Origin of the sequence: Streptomyces sp. NPDC048643, from assembly GCF_040650615.1 — a bacterium.
In the GTDB taxonomy this organism is placed as follows: Bacteria; Actinomycetota; Actinomycetes; order Streptomycetales; family Streptomycetaceae; genus Streptomyces.
The window spans coordinates 66,487-84,650 of record NZ_JBEZHO010000028.1; the positions used below are offsets into that span (position 1 = coordinate 66,487).

An 18,164-nucleotide genomic window follows, 5' to 3' on the forward strand; every position below is an offset into this window, starting at 1 on the left:
ATGCTCTGACGGAAGAGATCACTCTTGGCGTTTCGCGCGGAGTTCCTGACCCCACCCCGCAGCCTGGGCCTCGCGGCGTTCAGCGCCGGGCCGGATAGCCGGTTTGCCCGCAATGCGCGCATCTTCGTCCTGTCCGTGGGACCGTGAAAGAAGGCGTGGCCCGTCGACATCCCCCGAACGACGGGCCACGTCGCTGTGCACCGGACACACCGCTAGCCTGCGGCCATGCCCGGTTCCCCGCCCCGCCCGCTCCTCTTCCTCGACGTCGACGGACCTCTCATCCCCTTCGGCGCCGCGTCCTCGGCGTATCGGACCTACGAGCACGGCAGCACGTACGAGGGGGGACACCCGAACCCGCTGCTCGCCCGGATCGATCCCGAACTCGGTCGTCGGCCGGCCGCCCTTCCGTGCGAACTGATCTGGGCGACGACCTGGATGGACGACGCGAACGCGTGCGTGGCCCCGGTGCTCAGCCTGCCGGAGCTGCCCGTGGTGGCCTGGCCGGAGCCGTCCGCCGTCGACGAACAGGACGAGCGGAGGGGGCTGCACTGGAAGACGCGCACCCTCGTGGGCCGGGCGGCCGGACGAGCTTTCGCCTGGGTCGACGACGAGATCACGGACACCGACCGGGCCTGGGTCGCCGAGCACCACCGAGGGGCGGCCCTGCTCCTCCGCGTCGATCCCCGACGGGGCCTCACCGAGGGGGACTTCGTCGCCCTTGAGGGCTGGCTGCGGGGGGAAGCGGACTGGAGGGGCGGGCAGTAGGCCTCTGACGGTCTCGTCGTCCGGTGAAGGGCCCGCGCGCCGCGCGCCCACGCGACGGCGCCTGCCGACCTTCGTCGAGGTCGGCAGGCGCCGAAGAGGTGGGTCAAGCGTGACGCCGGACCGGTCCGGCGTGCCGGGTCAGCAGTAGAGGTTGCCTCCCGGCGTCACCCCGAGGATCGAGGTGAAGCGCTGGTAGGCGTCCACGCGGCTCTGCACCTGTGCGGGGTTCCTGCCGTCGCACTCCAGCGACCCGTTGATGCTGCGGATGGTCTGGCCGAAGCCGGCTCCGTTGACCATCGCGTTGTGCGGGGTCATGCTGCCGGGGCCCGACTGCGTGTTCCAGTACCAGAGGCCGGTCTTCCAGGCCACGGCCGAGTCGTTCTGGACCAGCCAGGGGTTGCCCAGCAGGTCGATGCCGAGGGCGTCGCCCGCGGCCTTGTAGTTGAAGTTCCAGCTGAGCTGGATCGGGCCGCGCCCGTAGTACGCCGACTGGCCCGCCGGGCAGCCGTACGACTGACTCCAGTCGCAGTACGTGGGGTAGTTGGCGGTGTTCTGCTCCACCACGTAGACGAGACCGCCGGTTTCGTGGTTCACGTTGGCGAGGAAGGCCGCGGCCTCCTGCTTCTTGACCGTGTCGCTGCCGGTGTTGGTAAAGCCGGGGTAGGCGCTCAGCGCGGCCTTGAGCCCGTTGTAGGTGTAGAACGAATTCCGGTTCGGGAACATCTGGTTGAACTGCGACTCGTTCACGACGAAGCCCTCGGAGGGGTTGGTCGGACCGCTGTCGCAGGCGTAGGGCTCCCAGAACCAGGTGCTGATGACGGGGTCGTAGCCCGGGTTGTCATGCTCGGCTATGTAGGCCTTGCCGTCGGTGTACCGGACGATGTTGCCGGTGACGTACGACTTCCCGGCCACCCAACTCGGGTAGCTCGAACAGGATGCGGCGGAGGCGTCGGCGGTCGGCAGGAGCACCGGCGCCGCGGTTCCGATCAGCAGGGCGGCGAGGAGGGAAGAGACGCGTCGTTTTGACACAGGATCAATTCCTTTGCACGGCGGGGCCGCACCGGAAGGCAAGGCACGACCTTGCGTGCACACGCCGGTGTTGACCGACGTCACGGTCTCCGGAGCGGCCGCGGTGGGGGGTGTGCTGCCACACTCAACCGCTTTGGTCTGTACCAGTCAAGGGTGTAGACCAGTCATCCACGACAACGTTGGCAAGCCAGGCGCGGAAGCGCGGCGAGGAGACCGCCGCGACCTGCGAAGCCCGCTCGGGGCAGGGGAGTGAGGGCCCGAGACCGGGCGGGGATGTCGGGCCCTCACGTGTCGCGCGTCCTCGGGGGTGGCAGCGCGACGACCACTTCAACGACGTTCGCGCGGGATGGATACGAATCGCTACGCCCGGGCCACCGGACCGCCCTCCGGCAGAGGCCGTGGTACTCCGCGGTGGGAAAGCCGAGGATCGCTCGGGCGCGGTCCGTCCCTCAGGGCGTCCGGTCGAGCAGGCGGTCGACGAGAGGCCCCGGGTGCGAGAGTGCGGCCAGATGGCCACCGGGGACGATCTCGGCGTCGACCCCGAGACGCTCGCGGGCCACTCGGCGCTGGAACTCCGCCGGGAAGAACCGGTCCTCGGCTCCGGCGAGCACCCGGGTCGGCGCCTCGGGCCACCGCTCGACGGCACAGGGCTGGCCGAACGCGATCTCGGCCTCGGGCCGCTCGTGCTCGGCGCCGCCCGCGGCGACCTCAGCCGGGACGTCGTGCAGGAAATAGGTGTCGAGGTCGATCTCGGTCGTGTACCCGCCCGCCTCGGCCGCCGCGACCCGGGCCGCCTCCGATCCCGTGGCACCCCACCACTGCCCGGGTGTCTCGCCCGGCAGCGGGATCATCGCGTTGACGAACACCAGCTCGCCGACGGAGGCGCGGGCGCAGACCATCGGTGCGGTGAAGCCGCCCATGGACTGGGCCACCAGGACGACCCCGTCATGACCGCCGATCGCGGCCACCACGGCGTCGGTGTACTCGGGCAGTCCCGAGGACTCGTCCGCGCCGTCCAGATCGACAGCCAGGGCCTCGTGCCCCCGGACGCGCAGTTCGGACACCACACGGTGCCAGTACCAGGCCGCGCCGCCGGCACCGGGAATCAGGACAAACACGGTCACCCTCGCTTCCGTCCGCTTCACTCTCGCACTCCTCGGACCCTCGCGGACGACGCGACTCATCGGTGCCCGACACCGACCTGCCCGAGACACACCTCACACCGTGTCCCGGACCCTCGCACGCACCCGTCCGACGTCAGTGACTCTCCCCATGAGGTGCTTCACGGCGAGCCTGAGTATGCTCGCGGAGTTATCCGTCAGGCAGCGGCGGAATGGTGGTGGGTGGGGGGTTCTCTCAATGATGACGTCGCAGCCAGGGGCTGCCGGCGTGGCTTCTCCCGCGCTGGACCGTGCAGCGGCCTGGGGGGTCGAGCAGCCGTCTGTCCTCCTCGTCGAGGACGACGCCGGTGACGCCCTGCTCGTGGAGGAACTGGTCGCCGACAGCGCGCTCGGGATGCGGCTGCGCTGGGTGCGATCGATGGCCGAGGCCTGTGACGTGCTCGCCTCGGAGGTGCCGGACTGTGTGCTGCTCGACCTGCACCTGCCGGACGCCCAGGGTCTCGAGGCGGTGTCCCGGATCCGTGAGCGTGCCGAGAACGTCGCCATCGTGGTCCTCACCGGTCTCGCCGAGGAGGGGACCGGGCTCGCCGCTGTCGCCGCGGGTGCGCAGGACTACCTGGTCAAGGGTCGCGTCGAGCCGGAACTGTTCGGACGGGCGGTCCGCTACGCGATCCAGCGCAAGCAGGCCGAGCAGAACGCCGTGGCGCTGCAGGCGAGCCTGATGCAGGCGCGGGAGAACGCACGCCTGGAGCGTGGGCTGCTGCCGCGCCCGCTGCTGCGCGGCGACGACGTCGAAGTCGTCACCCGCTACCGTCCCGGCCGCGCGCACGCCCTGCTCGGCGGTGACTTCTACGACATCGTGCAGAGCGCCGACGGCACCGTGCACGCGATGATCGGTGACGTCTCCGGACACGGTCCGGACGAGGCCGCACTCGGGGTCGCACTGCGAATAGCGTGGCGCACCCTCGTGCTCAGCGGCGTCACCGGCGCCGACCAGGTGGGCCGGCTGGAGGAGATCCTCCTGGCGGAGCGGGCCAAGGCGGGAGTCTTCGCCACCCTGGTCATCCTCTCGATCGGTCCCGGTGAGCGACGCGTCCGCATGGTGCGGGCAGGTCATCCCGGCGCGCTGCTGGTCGGCGAGGACGACGTCGAGTGGGTGGAGGTCCGGGGCGGGCCCGCCCTCGGGATCGTTCCCGGCGGGGCGTCCTGGCCCGTGGAGGAGCTGACCGTCCCGGAGGGCGCCGCGATCGTCCTGTTCACCGACGGGCTGTTCGAAGGGCGTGTCGGGCGCGGCATCGAGCGCCTGGGCGAGGAGGGGCTGCTGGGTGTCGCCCGCGAGCTGGCCGCCCTGGCGCCCGCCCCGTTCGTCGACGGGCTGATCGAGCGGGCCGAGCTGCTCGCCGAGCAGCAGGGCGGCCTGGCCGACGACGTCGCCGTGCTCTACCTGCGCTGGCGGTGACCGACGTGGAGAGCGTGCGACAGCAGAGTGTTTCCGAGGATGGGATGGCGAAGATGACCGGCGAGCGGTGGGCCGGACACCGGCTGACGGTGCAGGGCTGGTTCCGGCTCGTGCTCGGCCTCATGGCCCTGCTGGTGCTGGTGGGCGCCGTGATCGGCGCGGTGATGCTGCAGCAGACGGCCACGGTCACCGACCAGATGCTGCGGGACGTCAAGCCCGCGCAGACCGAGGCGTACCGGCTGCAGGCTTCCCTCGTCAACCAGGAGACGGGTGTCCGCGGCTACGCCATCGCGGCCGACCGCCAGTTCCTCGACCCCTACGAGCAGGGCAAGAAGGACGAGGCGCGCGCCGCCGGCAGCATCCGCGCCCTGATCGGCGGCCGTCCCGCACTCGTCGCCGACCTCGCCACGGTCGAGAAGCGCGCCGAGGCGTGGCGGCGCACCTACGCTGAGCCCCTCGTGGCCCGCGTCACACCGGGCGAGCCGCGCACCGTCGACCGGGCGTCCGCCGAACGCGGCAAGAATGCCTTCGACGAGATCCGCAAGGCAGCGGCCAAGCAGAACGCCGGACTCACGGCAGCGGTCGACGACGGCCAGAGACGACTCGACCATTCCCGGAAGGTCCGCGACGCCGTACTCGTCGCCATGGTCGTGGCCTTCCTGCTGGCCGGGGTGGCCCTGACGTTCCTCGTACGCCTCCTGGTCGCGCGGCCGCTGGAAGCCCTGCAGACCGCCACCCGCAGGGTGGCACGCGGCGAGTTCGACCATGCCATCACCGGCGCCGGACCGGTGGACCTGCGGGCGGTGGCGGCGGACGTCGAGGGCATGCGCCAGCGGATCGTCGACGAACTGGACTCCTCGCGCGAACAGCGCGACATCCTGGCCCGACAGACCGCGGATCTCGACGCCCAGGCCGTGGAACTGCGCCGCTCCAACGCGGAACTCGAACAGTTCGCCTACGTCGCCTCGCACGACCTCCAGGAGCCACTGCGCAAGGTGGCCTCCTTCTGCCAGCTGCTGGAGCGGCGCTACGGGGACCAGCTCGACGACCGCGCCAAGCAGTACATCGACTTCGCCGTCGACGGTGCCAAACGCATGCAGGTCCTCATCAACGACCTGCTCACGTTCTCCCGGGTGGGCCGGGTCAACGACGCCCGCCTCCCGGTCGACCTGGGCCTCGGGCTCACCAAGGCGCTGGCCAACCTGGACAGCGCCGTCACCGAGAGCGGGGCGCGCGTCGACCGGCCGGACGAACTGCCCGAGATCGTCGGCGACCCGACCCTCCTGGCGATGCTCTGGCAGAACCTCATCGGCAACGCCGTCAAGTTCCGTCACCCCGACCGGGCACCGCACGTCCGGATCACCTGCGAACGCGATCCGGACGACTCCGGTGCCTGGCGGCTGTGCGTCACGGACAACGGGATCGGCATCCCCGGCGAGTTCGAGGAGAAGGTCTTCGTGATCTTCCAGCGCCTGCACAGCCGCGACTCGTACGGCGGCACCGGCATCGGCCTCGCGCTGTGCAAGAAGATCGTCGAGTACCACGGCGGCCGCATCTGGCTCGACACCAGTCACACCGATGGCACACGCTTCTGCTTCACCCTGCCGGCCGCCGAGATGGCGGACAGCACTCCCGCGCACTCCGAGGACAAGGCCCTGACATGACGACCTCCTCCGGCACCCCTATCGACGTCCTCCTCGTCGAGGACGACCCGGGCGACGAGCTGATGACCCGGGAGGCGTTCGAGGACAACAAGATCGGCAACACCCTGCACGTCGTCCGGGACGGCGAGGAGGCGCTCGACTTCCTCTACAAGCGGGGCGCCCACACCGGCGCCCCGCAGCCCGACCTGATCCTCCTTGACCTGAACCTGCCCAAGTACGACGGCCGGCAGGTCCTTGAGCAGATCAAGTCGGACCCGGCGCTGTCGCACATCCCGGTCGTGGTGCTCACCACCTCGGCGGCGGAGGAGGACATCCTGCGCAGCTACAAGCTCCACGCCAACGCCTACGTCACCAAGCCGGTCGACCTGGACCAGTTCATCGCCGCCGTACGCCAGATCGACGACTTCTTCGTCCAGGTGGTCCGCCTGCCGCGGCACAACGGCTGACACAGGCGTACGCCGGATCAGCCGGCGTCGATCAGCCGACCGCCCGCTCGCCCGGGCCAGGTCCTCCAGGTGGTCGCGCGGCCTGCCGGTGGCGGTGACCCGTCGGCGCACCCCGCATCCGGTCGGCCGCCCGTCGCGGAAAAGGTGGTCAGTGGACCACCACGCGAAGGGCGGAGACGCCGACCACGGCGTCCTGCCTCGTCCTCATCGAGGAGGCACTGATGCAGGCCACCGCGACGATCGAGGCGGGCCCGGCGCAACAGTCGTACGCCCTGCCCCGCACCGAGGGCCCCCCAGAGCCTGTCCAGGCGCCGGACGCCCCGCCGCAGTGGCGTGACCTCGGGCTGTCGTCCATGTCCGCGATGCTCGTCGTCTCTCTGAGCCGCGCGGGAAGCCGCTCGTTCCAGGCCGTCTGCCAGTGGCCGCGCTGGCATCCCCTCAACGAACACTCCCTCGCGGTGACGCACCACCCGTTGATCATCGTGGAGTCGACCCGCCAGCTCGCCGCGCTGGCCGAGAGCCGGTATCTGCCGGCCACCGACACCACCCCCCTGCGGCCCACGTCGGTCGCCCTGGGAACGGATCCGGAGACGCAGCCGGTCGAGACGGGCGGTGCCACCGACGTCGCCGTGCGGGTCACGACGAGCGACCTCGCCGTGCGCTCGGGCCGGCTGACCGGCTACCGGATCACGGCCGAGTACTTCCACGCGGGCCGGCGATTCGGGGTGTGCTCCATGGTCTTCGCCACCACCTCGCACGCCGTCCAGGAACCCGGGGCGGGGACGCTCACGAGCCTGCTGCATCCGGCGGCCCCGGCGGTGGGTGCGGCAGCCGACCCCGACGTGCTGCTGGCGCGAGCACCGCAGGGGCGCCTGGTGATTGTTCCCCGTGACCCCACCCACCCGGTGCTGCTCCACGGCAACCCACGCGAGCTGCCCCTGCACGCGGTGCTCGAAGCCGGCCGGCAGGCGACCCTGCTCTACCAGGGACGCCCCGCCTCTGCCGTGGTCGGGCTCGCCGCCCAGCTCCGTGGCCCGGTGCCGTGCCGGGGAGCGGTGATCGACGTGGCGCCGGAGGAGAACGGGGCACGGTTCCTCGTCACGGCCGAAGGGCGGGACGTGGCGTCGGGGACGGTGACGCTGTCGGGAGCCTGACCCGCTCGGTACGCGGCGTTCGTCAGCTCATTCAGGGAGAGCAGCCCAGCGCCCGTCAGTCGTCCGAGCCGTCGGTCGACAGGGGGACCTCCAGGACGAAGAACAGGAAGGTGGCCCTGGTCGCGAGGTCGTGGAAGGCGTCGGGGAACAGCTCTCGGGCGGCCGGGTCGGGCTGCGGTTCGTCGATGGCGGTCAGACGGAAGCCCGCGGCGGTGAAAGCCTCCGTCATCGCGTGCAACGGCTTGCGCCAGAACCTCATCGGCGCGGACTGCCCGTCGAACGTCCAGGTGAAGGTGTAGCTGGTGGTCGCGAAGTAGTCGGGCCGAGGTTCCTGGAACGTGTAGGCCACGAAGGGGTGCTCCACCGACGCGATCAGCCGACCGCCCGGCCTGAGCACGCGCCGCAGTTCGGCCAGCGCCGGCGCCCAGTCCTCCAGGTAGTGCAGCACGAGCGAGGCGACCACGTCGTCGAACGCACCGTCGCCGAACGGAAGATGTTCGCTCAGGTCGGCCACGTGCAGGTCCACGTCGTCACCGAGCCGCCGTCCGGCCAGCGCCGGCATTCCGGCGCTGACGTCGATGCCGGTGACGACGGCACCGCGGTCGCGGAGCGCGGCGGACAGCGGGCCCGAGCCGCAGCCGGCGTCCAGGATCCGACGGCCGGCCACGTCTCCGGCCAGGGCCAGCATCGCCGGGCGCTCGTAGTAGGCGTTGACGAGGCTGTTCTCGTTCTCCGCCGCGTACGCCGCGGCGAAACGGTCGTAGTCGTTCACCGGGTCCCGATCCACGGACCGGGGGAGGCTCTCGGGCACGTCGGTTGCGGGTTCCATCGACGCAGCCTAGTAGTCACATGATCCGCATGACAGGCCTCAGTTGGTGCCGCGAGCGACGCGCCAAGCGAACCGGACGGCCTCCGGGCGCGGTCCGGTAACGCCCTGCTCCGATCACCGACCCGTGGCAGGGTGGTAGTGAGCCGGTGAGCCGTCCGAAGGAGAGCCGCTCATGACCACGATTCCCGCCGCCCGTGACGTCAGGACCACCCCGGAAGGCCTTCTGTGGGCGCCGAGCGAGCGCTGGGTGCGGGGCCGCACCGGTGAGATCACCGTCGTGGACAGCAGACACCCCGCCCTCGTCTGGGAGCCCGGGGTGCCGGTCCCGCTCTACGCCTTCCCTCGCGGAGACGTCCGAGAGGACCTCCTCCGCCCGGCGAAGAACCCCCGCACGGGCACCCACACCGGATCGCGGATCTTCTACGACGTCGAACTGGACGGCGAGCTGCTGGAGAACGCCGCCTGGACGTTCCCCGCAGACGACCTTGCCGGACACATCGCGTTCGAATGGTTCCGGCGGGCCGGCCGGGGGCTGGAGCACTGGTACGAGGAGGACGAGGAGATCTTCATCCACCCCCGCGACCCGTACAAGCGCGTGGACGCAGTCCCCAGCAGCCGCCATGTCCAGGTCGAGATCGACGGCACCCTCGTCGCCGACACCCGCCGTCCGGTCCTCCTCTTCGAGACCGGCCTGCCGACCCGCTACTACATGCCGCGCGAGGACGTCCGGCTCGACCTGCTCCAGCCGAGCGAGCTGAGCACGGGATGCCCGTACAAGGGCACCGCCACGTACTGGGCGTGGCAGGGCGACGGCGACGAGCCCGCGAACCTCGTGTGGAGCTACCCGGAGCCCCTGCCCGCGGTGGCCGCCGTCAAGGACCTCCTCGCCTTCTACAACGAGGCGGTCGACATCACCGTGGACGGCGAACGGCAGGACCGGCCCGTCACCCCGTTCACGTCGAAGCGCCCCGGCTAGGCCGAGGTCAGAGGTCCGGGCCCGACTGCCGCGCGTCCCGCACATCCTGAGCGGCCGGCGGCTGGGCGGACTGCGGTGCCGTCAGGTCGAGCAGGAGCAGCGCGTCGTGGTCGGGGGTGCCCGGTTCGGCGAGGTAGACGCCGAGGCGCTGGCCGGGGGTGCCCTCCAGATGCATGGCCTGGGCGGTGAGGGTGATCGTGCCGACGTGCGGGTGGTGGAACGTCTTGTGCGCGGGTTTGCGGCCCGTGACGTCGTAGCGCTCCCACAGCCTGGCGAAGTCCGGGCTCTTCAGGACGAGTTCGCCGACGAGGTTGGTGAGGTCGGGCGCGTCGGGCGCGGTCCCGGCGACCGCGCGCAGGCGGGCGACGCAACCGCGGACCTGGTTGTCCCAGTCGGGGAACAACGCGCGGGCGGTGGGGTGCAGGAAGAGGTAGCGCGCGAGGTTGCGCTGCTTCGCGGGCCAGTCGCCGAGCCCGGCGTACAGCGCGAGCCCGCTCCGGTTCGACGCGAGGAACTCCATGCTGCGGCTCAGGACGTACGCCGGATGGGGCCGCAGGGTCTCCAGCAACTGGTGCACGTGCGGCCGGATGGTCCTGCTCGGCGCGGGCGGCGGTTCGGGCGCGTAGCGCGCGGCGCGGGCGGCCAGCTCCCGCAGGTGGTGGTGCTCCTGGTCGTCGAGCTGGAGGGCACGGGCCAGCGCGTCCACGACGGAGGGGCTGGGCCGGGTCTCCTTGCCGCGCTCCAGACGTACGTAGTAGTCGATGCTGATCCCCGACAGGGTGGCCAGCTCCTCCCGGCGCAGTCCTGGAGTGCGGCGCAGACCGCCGCCGACCGTGAGGCCGACCTGTTCCGGCGTGGTCTGGGTGCGCCGGGCCCGTAGGAACAGGCCCAGCTCCATTCCCTCGCTTCCGCCACTGCCGCGCGTGCGCTCAGATGCCATGGCTTCAGTGTCACCCCGCCGTGACCTGGCCGGGAGCGCGGTGGGGGGCCCTGTCATGACCCCCGAAGAGCCCGCCCTGCCGCCGTCGACGAAAGAGCGCGAGGGTGGAGGCACGACACCACGCGGCTCCCCGCGAGCGGTCCGGGGACGACCGGGCCACAGTGGAGAACGCCGTGCGGTGATGAACCCGGAGAGAAGAGAGCTGATGCGGTACATCAAGCTGCGTGACCTGGAGGTCTCCCGGATCGGGCTCGGTGCGATGGGGATGTCCCACGGCTACACCGGCTCCGGCACCGATGACGCCGAGTCCGTCCGGACCGTGCACCGGGCCCTTGAACTGGGCGTCACGTTGATCGACACCGCCGAGATCTACGGCCCCTACACCAACGAGGAACTGCTCGGCCGGGCGCTGAAGGGCCGCCGCGACGACGTCGTGCTGGCGACGAAGTTCGGCCTGGTCTCGCACGCCGGTGACGGTCCCTGGAACCTCGACAGCGGCCCGGCCAACATTCGTGCCGCGGTCGAAGGCTCGCTGAAGCGGCTGGGCACCGACCACATCGACCTGTACTACCAGCACCGAGTCGACCCGAACACGCCCGTCGAGGAGACCGCGGGCGCGGTGGGAGACCTGGTCGCGGAGGGGAAGGTCCGCGCGTTCGGCCTCTCCGAGGCGGGGCCCGACACCATCCGCCGCGCCCACGCGGTCCACCCCGTCACCGCCGTCCAGTCCGAGTACTCCCTGTGGACGCGCGGCGTCGAGGACCGGGTGCTGCCGGTGCTGCGGGAACTGAACATCGGTCTGGTGCCCTTCTCCCCGCTCGGACGCGGGTTCCTCACGGGCACGATCCGCTCGGCGGACGAGTTCGACGCCTCCGACTTCCGGCGCGGCAACCCCCGCTTCACGGGCGAGAACTTCGAACGGAACCTGCGGCTGGCCGACGAGGTCAAGGCGATCGCCACCGAGGCGGGGACGACTCCTGCACAGGTCGCGCTGGCCTGGCTGCTCGCCCAGGGTGACGACATCGCGCCGATCCCCGGCACCAAGCGGGTCCACCGCGTCGAGGAGAACACCGCGGCCGACCGCGTCACGCTCACCCCCGAGCAGGTCGACAAGCTCAGCAGCCTGCCTCCCGCGGCCGGCGACACCCACACCGAGGAGCAGGCGCGGATGCTCGAACGCTGACGCCCCCTCGGAGGGGGCGGGCAACCGGGCCCGCGCGGCCGCCGCGACCGGTGGCCCCTTCCGGTCCAGAAGCAGGAGCACCTTCCATGCGCGCAGCACTCATGCACGGAGCCGGAGACGTCCGCGTCGAGGACCGTCCTGATCCGAGGGCCCAGCAGCCCTGAAGCACGGGTCGACGGCCTCGACCCCCACCCCCTCCCGCGATGAATCCGCACGAAGAAGAGGTACCGCCATGCAGCACGTCACCCTGAACAACGGCGTCGAGATGCCGATCCTCGGCTTCGGCGTCTACCAGATCCCGCCGGAGGAGACCGAACAGGCGGTCTCCGACGCCCTCGCCGCCGGCTACCGGCTGCTCGACACCGCGGCGGCCTACGGCAACGAGGAGGCCGTGGGCCGCGCCATCAAGAGCAGCGGCGTCCCGCGGCAGGAGCTGTTCGTCACCACCAAACTGTGGATCCAGGACGCCCCCGCCGAGGAGAACACACGGCGCGCCATCGAGACGTCCCTGGCCAAGCTCGGCCTGGACCACGTCGACCTGTACCTGATGCACCAGCCCTTCGGTGACGTCTACGGACAGTGGCGCGGCATGGAGGCAGTGAACCGTGAAGGCCTGGCCAGGGCCATCGGCGTCGCCAACTTCTACCCCGACCGGCTTCTCGACCTCGTCGTCAACAACGACGTCACCCCCGCCGTCAACCAGATCGAGACCCACCCGTTCTTCCAGCGCGTCGCCGACCAGGACCTCATGCGGGAGCACGGCGTTCAGATCCAGTCGTGGGGAGGCTTCGCCGAGGGCAGGAACGACCTCTTCACCAACGCTCTGCTGAGCGAGATCGGCGCCGACCACGGCAAGTCCGTGGCGCAGGTCGTGCTGCGCTGGCTCGTCCAGCGCGGTGTCGTCGCGATCCCCAAGTCGGTCCGCGCCGAGCGCATGGCGGAGAACATCGCCGTCTTCGACTTCGAACTCACCGACGACCAGATGGCCGCGATCGCCACGTTGGACAACGGCACGTCACTGTTCTTCGACCACCGCGACCCCGAGGCCGTGGGGTGGCTCGCCGAACGACGCCTGGACGCCTGAGCCGGAGCACCTGACCGGCCCGGGCCGCCTGATGGCTGCGCGCGGCCTGACCGGTCCGGGTTCAAAGGCGCCCCCGGCTCGCCGCCTGCTCGCCCCCCGTCAGGGCCGAAGACCCGCGCGTCGGAGCGTCAGCGTCGACAGGTCGGCGATGACGTCCGGATCCCCACGACGCCAGGCGTCGGCCAGGCCGCCCGGCGGCGTGGGAATCGCGGCCAGCGGCCGCTGCGGCCCGGTGAGCGCACGCAGCGCGAGGAGGTCGGCGCCACCGGGGGCGTCGAGAAGGCGACGAGTGGTGGCGGAACGCCGGATCCACCGCAGCCGTGGAAGGAGCCACAACACCAGGATGACGGCGGTCGGGAGGACGATCAGGGCGATCGTCGTGAGGGTGGCGACATGGCCCACGGTGTCCTGCAAGGACTGCCCGGCATCGGCGAGGCTGGTGCCGGCGTCGGCCGCGGACTTGAGCGGCTTCTTCAACGAGTCCCCGACGAACGGGACCTTCGAGGCCGCGTCGCCGGCGTCGTCGAGACCGGAGGCAAGACTGTCGCCCGCGCTCTCGGCCTTCCGCCCGGGCTCGGCCAGCGTCAGGATCGCGTCACGGACGACCAGGGCGAACTGCACCGTGATCGCGATCAGGAGCAGAGCGATCAGATCCGCGATCAGCTGACGACCCCGGCGCGCTGGGGTCTGGGCGTAGAGACGCATGGACGTGCTCCTGTTCCGACGGTGACATCGAGGAAGGCCGACTCCGGCCCGGTGGCACGGAAGTCGTGCCTGCGGGGGTGACGGCGAGGATCGGCGGGTGGCTTGACGGTACGTGGGACGCGCGGACGATATCGGGGTACGCGCGCCCAGGACCGGTCGGGTCCTCCACCGACGGGCCGACACGGGCATCCGCCGGCCGACCGGCGTCCAGGGAGAAGGCCCCGATGCCCCGCGCCCGACCACATCGACGGACCCCCTCGGGGGCGGTGCCGTACCCGGTGGACCGAGCTGTTCTCACCGTGATGTCCCGCCGCTCCCGCCCGGTCCCGTGCGCCTGTCGGGAAGAGTGTGCCCGGTCGCGGCCCCGGTACCCGTCCCGTTCGTGGCGCCGGCTCCGATCGTGCCGCGGGTCGGCCGGTACGTACGTGTCCGGCGGTCGGCCCGTTCGCCCGTCGGGGTCAGTAGGCTGCCCCGAGCGCCGACGACGGCCGGCGGGGGAGGCGGGACATGGACACCGTACGCAGGGTGGTGACCCGGGACGACCTGGACGGCGTCGCACGCGCGGTCTTCGGGAACGGGCTACACCTGACCGGCGTTTCGCGCCTGCGGGGCGGCAGCAAGAAGGGCGTGTACCGCCTCGCCTTCGACGACGACTCCACCGCCGTCGCCTACATCTGGGACGCGTCCGAGAACTACTGGCCCACCACAGGAGCAAAGAGCGACCACCTCGGGGACCCGTTCTCGCCGGCCTCCGGCCTCGACCTCTTCGAGGCCGCCCACCGGCATCTGCGTCAACTCGGCATCCGGACACCTCGGTTGCTGCTGGCCGACCGGAGCGGGAGCCGCTACCCGGCGGACGTCGCGGTGGTCGAGGACGTGCCCGGGGACAACTTGGAGTCTCTGCTTCGTCAGGACCCGGACGGGGCTGCCCCCGCGATGGCCCGACTGGCCGAGGCTCTGAGCGCGATGGGGCGGCATCGCGGGTCACGCTTCGGGAAGGTCGCCCTGATCGACGGAGGCGGCTCCTCCGATGGCGCCTCCTGCGAACAGGTCGTTCTGGACCGAGCCCTCGACGACCTGTCCGAAGCGGCCGCCCGCGACCCGCGTATGGCAGCGTCCCACGACCAACTGCGCTCCGTCGTCGGCGATCTGGCGGCGAGGATACGTACGCGCTCGCGCTACGGGCTCGTCCACGGCGAACTCGGCCCGGACCACGTGCTGGTGGACGCGAACGGGCAACCCGTCCTCATCGACATCGAAGGTCTGATGTTCTTCGATGTCGAGTGGGAACACGCCTTCCTCCGCCTGCGCTTCGGCGAGCACTACGCCGGGCTGGGCAGCGGCGACCTGGACGAACACCGCATGACCTTCTACACCCTGGCGATGCACCTGTCCCTCGTCGCCGGGCCGCTGCGCCTCCTGGACGGGGATTTTCCCGACCGCGACTTCATGCGGGGAATCGCCGAGCACAACCTCCGGGAGGCACTGACGTTCCTGCCCGCCGCCAAGGCGGACAGCTTCTGACCCAGTGCGCGTCTGTCGTCGCCGCTGAAGCCGTGACCGACAGCTGGGAGACGACCGTGATGTCCGAGCACAGCAGCGCCGCTCCGACGGGCTACACCACCGTGGCCCCCTGGGTCGTCACCGACGACACGGGCGCGTTCCTGGACTTCGTCACCCAGGCGTTCGGCGGCGAGGAACTCGGCCGGGTGACGACCGAGGACGGCCTGATCGGCCACGGCGAGATCCGGATCGGGGACACCGTCGTCCTGGCCTTCGACCGGCACAGCGACTGGCCCACCCTGCCGAGCCTGCTGCGCGTCTTCGTCGCCGACGCGGACACGGCGATGACACGGGCCGTGTCAGCCGGCGGCGAGGTCGTCACGCCGCTGTCCGACGACGCCTTCGGACAGCGCGGCGGACGCGTGAAGGACCCCTTCGGCAACATCTGGTGGGTGGTCGGCCACATCGAGGACGTCCCTGAGGACGTGATGTGGAAGCGGCTGCGGGAACCTGCCTACGCCGACGCAATGCGCGTGGCCCAGGAGAAACCCTCGACGCTGAACTCGGCGGCCGGGCCCAGGGGCGGGGCAGCGCACCGGTCAGACCGAGGGACTGAGGCCGTGGTCCCGACCGGGCCCGGCGCTCTCCTGGCGCCTCGATCCGGTCGGGTTCCCTGACGAATCCGGGTGATCGGAGCAGCCGTGCCTGCCACCATGGAGATCATGACCGACGGGACGCACGAGCAGAGTCGCCAGGGCGGGGCGGAGTCCGGGCGCCCGCTGGCTCTGGTCACCGGCGCGAGCCGTTCCGCGGGCATCGCCGCCTCCGTGGTGCTCGATCTCGCGCGGGCCGGCTGGGACGTCGCCTTCACGTACTGGGCTCCGTACGACGCCCGGATGGAGTGGGGCGTGGAGGGCGATGCGCCCGGGGAGCTGGAGAAAACGGCGACCGCACTCGGCGCGCGCACCCTGGCGGTCGAGGCGGACCTGTCCGACCCGGCCGCCCCCGCCCACCTCTTCGACACCGTCGAGCGCGAGCGTGGGAACGTGACCGCGCTGATCCTCTGCCACTGCGAGTCCGTCGACTCCGGGCTCCTCGACACCACCGTGGAGAGCTTCGACCGGCACTTCGCCGTCAACGCGCGGGCCACATGGCTGCTGATCCGGGAGTACGGGCTTCGCTTCCGGGGACGGCACGGAAGCGGTCGGATCATAGGCCTGACCAGCGACCACACCGCCGGCAACCTGCCGTACGGAGCGAGCAAGGGTGCGATGGACCGGATCACCCTGGCCGCCGCCCGCGAACTCGCCCACCTCGGCGTCACCTGCAACGCGATCAATCCGGGGCCGACGGACACGGGGTGGATGACCGACGCCCAGAAGGCCGACCTGATCGCCGCGACACCGCTGGGGCGCCTCGGACTGCCGCAGGACTGCGCGCGTCTCGTGACGTTCCTCTGCTCGCCCGACGGAGGATGGATCAACGGCCAGCTCGTTCAGAGCAACGGCGGCATCGGGTAGCCGGCGCGGGACGAGGCCCCGTACGCCCTGACGAAGCGGCTGCGCGTGCGTCGCCGTCCAGAAACGGACGTACGTACGGGTTTGATCCGCGCCCACAGGTCTACGCGATGGGTATGGCCCATTCGACCCGCGAGACAGAACGCAAGTACGCGCCGCCCGCCGAGGGCATGGCCTGGCTGCCCGACCTGGCGGGCGTGGGCCCCGTCGTCGAGCTCGTGGACCAGGGGGTGCAGGACCTGGACGCCGTGTACTACGACACCGAGGACCTGCGCCTCTCCCGCAGCCGCGCGTCCCTGCGGCGCAGGACGGGCGGCACCGACGCCGGCTGGCATCTGAAGCTGCCGCTGCCGGGCGACAGCCGCGAGGAGATCCAGGCGCCCCTGTCCTCGGAGGAGGTCCCGGAGGAACTGCGCGACCTCGCGTTCTCCCGCACCCGCGGCGCACCGCTCCGCCCGGTGATCAGGATCCGCTCGACCCGCTCCCTGCACCACCTGCTCGACGCCGAGGGCGAGGTCCTCGCCGAACTCAGCGTGGACGAGGTGTCCGCCGAGGCGCTGCTCGACGACGGCGGGCACGCGACGTGGAGGGAGATGGAGGTCGAACTGGCCGAGGACGGCGATCCCGCCCTTCTGGACACGGTCGAGAAGGCGCTGCGCGAGCACGGGGTCGACCGCGCCCAGAGCCCGTCCAAGGTGGCCCGCGGACTGCGCGAGACCACGTCCCTGCTGAACGACACGACGGACCCGCGCGGCGCCGTCACCCCGGGATCGGCCGGTGACCACGTACTCGCCTACATGGACCGCCTGGCCGGGATCCTCAGGGACCTAGATCCGGCCGTGCGGCGCGAGCTGCCCGACTCCGTCCACCAGATGCGGACCACGGCTCGCCGCCTGCGAGGCTGCCTGCGCTCCTACCGTTCCGTCCTCGACCGCGAGGCCACCGAACCCGTCCGGCAGGACCTCAAATGGCTCGCCAACGAACTCGGTGTGGAACGCGACCACGAGGTGCTCCGCGAGCGGCTGACCACCGGAGTGGGCGAACTACCCGGGGAACTGGTCCTCGGCCCGGTCGAGGCGCGCCTGCAGGCCTGGGACGCGGCGCAACGGACCGAGGCCCGTCGCCGCACCCTCGACACGCTCGCCTCGCCCCGCTACCTGAACCTCCTGGAGAACCTGCGGGCCCTGACCGACGCCCCGCCGCTGCGCGCCAAGGCGGCCGGTGAACCCGAGAAGGTCCTGGTCAAGGCACTCCTGAAGGAGTACGAGCGGCTCGCGGCCCGCATGGAGCCCGCTCTCGACATGACGCCCGGCCCGAAGCGGGACGCCGCGATCCACGACGCCCGCAAGGCCGCCAAGAGGCTGCGCTACGCGGCGGAAGCGGCCCGCCCCGCCCTGGGGAAGCCTGCCGCACGTCTGGGCAAGCGTGCCAAGGTCGTGCAGCAGGTCAGCGGTGCCCAGCACGACAGTGTGGTGACCTGCGGCGTACTGCGAGACCTGGCTGTCGCGGCGCACGCGGCCGGGGAACCGGGGTTCACGTGGGGCCTCCTGTACGGCCAGGAGCGGGGCTCGGCGAGGTCCCGTGAACGCCGGCTTCCCGAGGCGTGGGCCCGGGTGCGCGGGGCGGCCCGCCCCAAGAACCTGCGCGGCTGACCCCGTGCTCTTCCCTGCGGCCCGGTCGGTCAGCGCGGACGCGAGATCGCAGGCCGGGCCGCGTCGCACGGTGCGCCTTCCGCTGGCGAGCCCGGCGGCCACGGGTGACGGTGGGGCTGACGGGCAGAGGCGGGCGG

Annotated in this window: 16 protein-coding genes and 1 pseudogene; 12 read left to right on the forward strand and 5 right to left on the reverse strand. The window is 71.3% G+C overall.

Annotation, left to right across the window (positions count from 1 at the left end):
* The first annotated feature begins 225 nt into the window (after positions 1-225).
* On the forward strand, positions 226-765 hold the full coding sequence (locus AB0C62_RS25610) for an HAD domain-containing protein (RefSeq protein WP_362976838.1): 540 nt from the start codon (positions 226-228) through the stop codon (positions 763-765).
* Between the two features lie 138 nt (positions 766-903).
* Here AB0C62_RS25610 and AB0C62_RS25615 read toward each other — a convergent pair whose 3' ends face one another.
* Positions 904-1,794: a glycoside hydrolase family 19 protein gene (locus AB0C62_RS25615; RefSeq protein ID WP_362976840.1), complete on the reverse strand. Its 891-nt coding sequence runs from the start codon at positions 1,792-1,794 to the stop codon at positions 904-906.
* A 449-nt stretch (positions 1,795-2,243) separates the two neighbouring features.
* Positions 2,244-2,918, reverse strand: coding sequence for an alpha/beta fold hydrolase (locus AB0C62_RS25620; RefSeq protein ID WP_362976842.1), 675 nt, complete (start codon positions 2,916-2,918; stop codon positions 2,244-2,246).
* Positions 2,919-3,153: 235 nt separating this feature from the next.
* On the opposite strand from AB0C62_RS25620, the gene AB0C62_RS25625 reads away from it, so the two are divergent.
* From AB0C62_RS25625 to AB0C62_RS25640, 4 genes are all read left to right on the forward strand, one after another.
* Positions 3,154-4,374 carry a fused response regulator/phosphatase gene (locus AB0C62_RS25625; RefSeq protein WP_362976844.1) on the forward strand — a complete coding sequence of 407 codons (1,221 nt, stop codon included), beginning with the start codon at positions 3,154-3,156 and terminating at the stop codon, positions 4,372-4,374.
* A 44-nt stretch (positions 4,375-4,418) separates the two neighbouring features.
* Complete coding sequence (locus AB0C62_RS25630; protein ID WP_362976846.1) at positions 4,419-6,038, forward strand: CHASE3 domain-containing protein; 1,620 nt, start codon at positions 4,419-4,421, stop codon at positions 6,036-6,038.
* Entirely contained in the window at positions 6,035-6,484 is a 450-nt protein-coding gene (locus AB0C62_RS25635; protein WP_362976848.1) for a response regulator, read from the forward strand. Before AB0C62_RS25630 ends, AB0C62_RS25635 begins: the two co-directional genes overlap by 4 nt.
* Before the next feature lie 221 nt (positions 6,485-6,705).
* On the forward strand, positions 6,706-7,638 hold the full coding sequence (locus AB0C62_RS25640) for a hypothetical protein (protein WP_362976850.1): 933 nt from the start codon (positions 6,706-6,708) through the stop codon (positions 7,636-7,638).
* Positions 7,639-7,693: 55 nt separating this feature from the next.
* On the opposite strand, the gene AB0C62_RS25645 is transcribed toward AB0C62_RS25640, so the two are convergent.
* Positions 7,694-8,467, reverse strand: coding sequence for a class I SAM-dependent methyltransferase (locus AB0C62_RS25645; RefSeq protein WP_362976852.1), 774 nt, complete (start codon positions 8,465-8,467; stop codon positions 7,694-7,696).
* A gap of 172 nt (positions 8,468-8,639) precedes the next feature.
* On the opposite strand from AB0C62_RS25645, the gene AB0C62_RS25650 reads away from it, so the two are divergent.
* Positions 8,640-9,443 (forward strand): DUF427 domain-containing protein, encoded by an 804-nt coding sequence (locus AB0C62_RS25650; protein ID WP_362976854.1) that lies wholly within the window; start codon positions 8,640-8,642, stop codon positions 9,441-9,443.
* Between the two features lie 7 nt (positions 9,444-9,450).
* Here the strand turns inward: AB0C62_RS25650 and AB0C62_RS25655 are convergent, their stop codons facing one another.
* The gene (locus tag AB0C62_RS25655; protein WP_362976856.1) at positions 9,451-10,383 is read right to left on the reverse strand and encodes a helix-turn-helix transcriptional regulator; all 933 of its coding nucleotides are present in this window, start codon (positions 10,381-10,383) and stop codon (positions 9,451-9,453) included.
* Positions 10,384-10,588: 205 nt separating this feature from the next.
* Between AB0C62_RS25655 and AB0C62_RS25660 the strand changes: the two genes are divergently transcribed.
* Positions 10,589-11,566, forward strand: coding sequence for an aldo/keto reductase (locus AB0C62_RS25660; protein ID WP_362976858.1), 978 nt, complete (start codon positions 10,589-10,591; stop codon positions 11,564-11,566).
* Positions 11,567-11,798: 232 nt separating this feature from the next.
* A complete protein-coding gene (locus AB0C62_RS25665) occupies positions 11,799-12,650 on the forward strand; it encodes an aldo/keto reductase (RefSeq protein ID WP_362976860.1) in 852 nt (283 codons plus the stop codon).
* A gap of 99 nt (positions 12,651-12,749) precedes the next feature.
* On the opposite strand, the gene AB0C62_RS25670 is transcribed toward AB0C62_RS25665, so the two are convergent.
* Positions 12,750-13,355: a hypothetical protein gene (locus tag AB0C62_RS25670; protein ID WP_362976862.1), complete on the reverse strand. Its 606-nt coding sequence runs from the start codon at positions 13,353-13,355 to the stop codon at positions 12,750-12,752.
* Between the two features lie 507 nt (positions 13,356-13,862).
* Here AB0C62_RS25670 and AB0C62_RS25675 point away from each other — a divergent pair.
* The 4 genes and pseudogenes from AB0C62_RS25675 (at position 13,863) to AB0C62_RS25690 (ending at position 18,027) form a co-directional block, all read left to right on the forward strand.
* Positions 13,863-14,879, forward strand: a complete 1,017-nt coding sequence (locus tag AB0C62_RS25675) for a phosphotransferase (protein WP_362976864.1) — start codon at positions 13,863-13,865, stop codon at positions 14,877-14,879.
* A 59-nt stretch (positions 14,880-14,938) separates the two neighbouring features.
* Positions 14,939-15,474 (forward strand): annotated as a pseudogene (locus AB0C62_RS25680) (VOC family protein).
* 106 nt (positions 15,475-15,580) lie between these two features.
* Positions 15,581-16,378, forward strand: a complete 798-nt coding sequence (locus AB0C62_RS25685) for an SDR family oxidoreductase (RefSeq protein ID WP_362976866.1) — start codon at positions 15,581-15,583, stop codon at positions 16,376-16,378.
* 113 nt (positions 16,379-16,491) lie between these two features.
* Positions 16,492-18,027 carry a CYTH and CHAD domain-containing protein gene (locus tag AB0C62_RS25690; RefSeq protein ID WP_362976868.1) on the forward strand — a complete coding sequence of 512 codons (1,536 nt, stop codon included), beginning with the start codon at positions 16,492-16,494 and terminating at the stop codon, positions 18,025-18,027.
* The last annotated feature ends 137 nt before the right edge of the window (positions 18,028-18,164 follow it).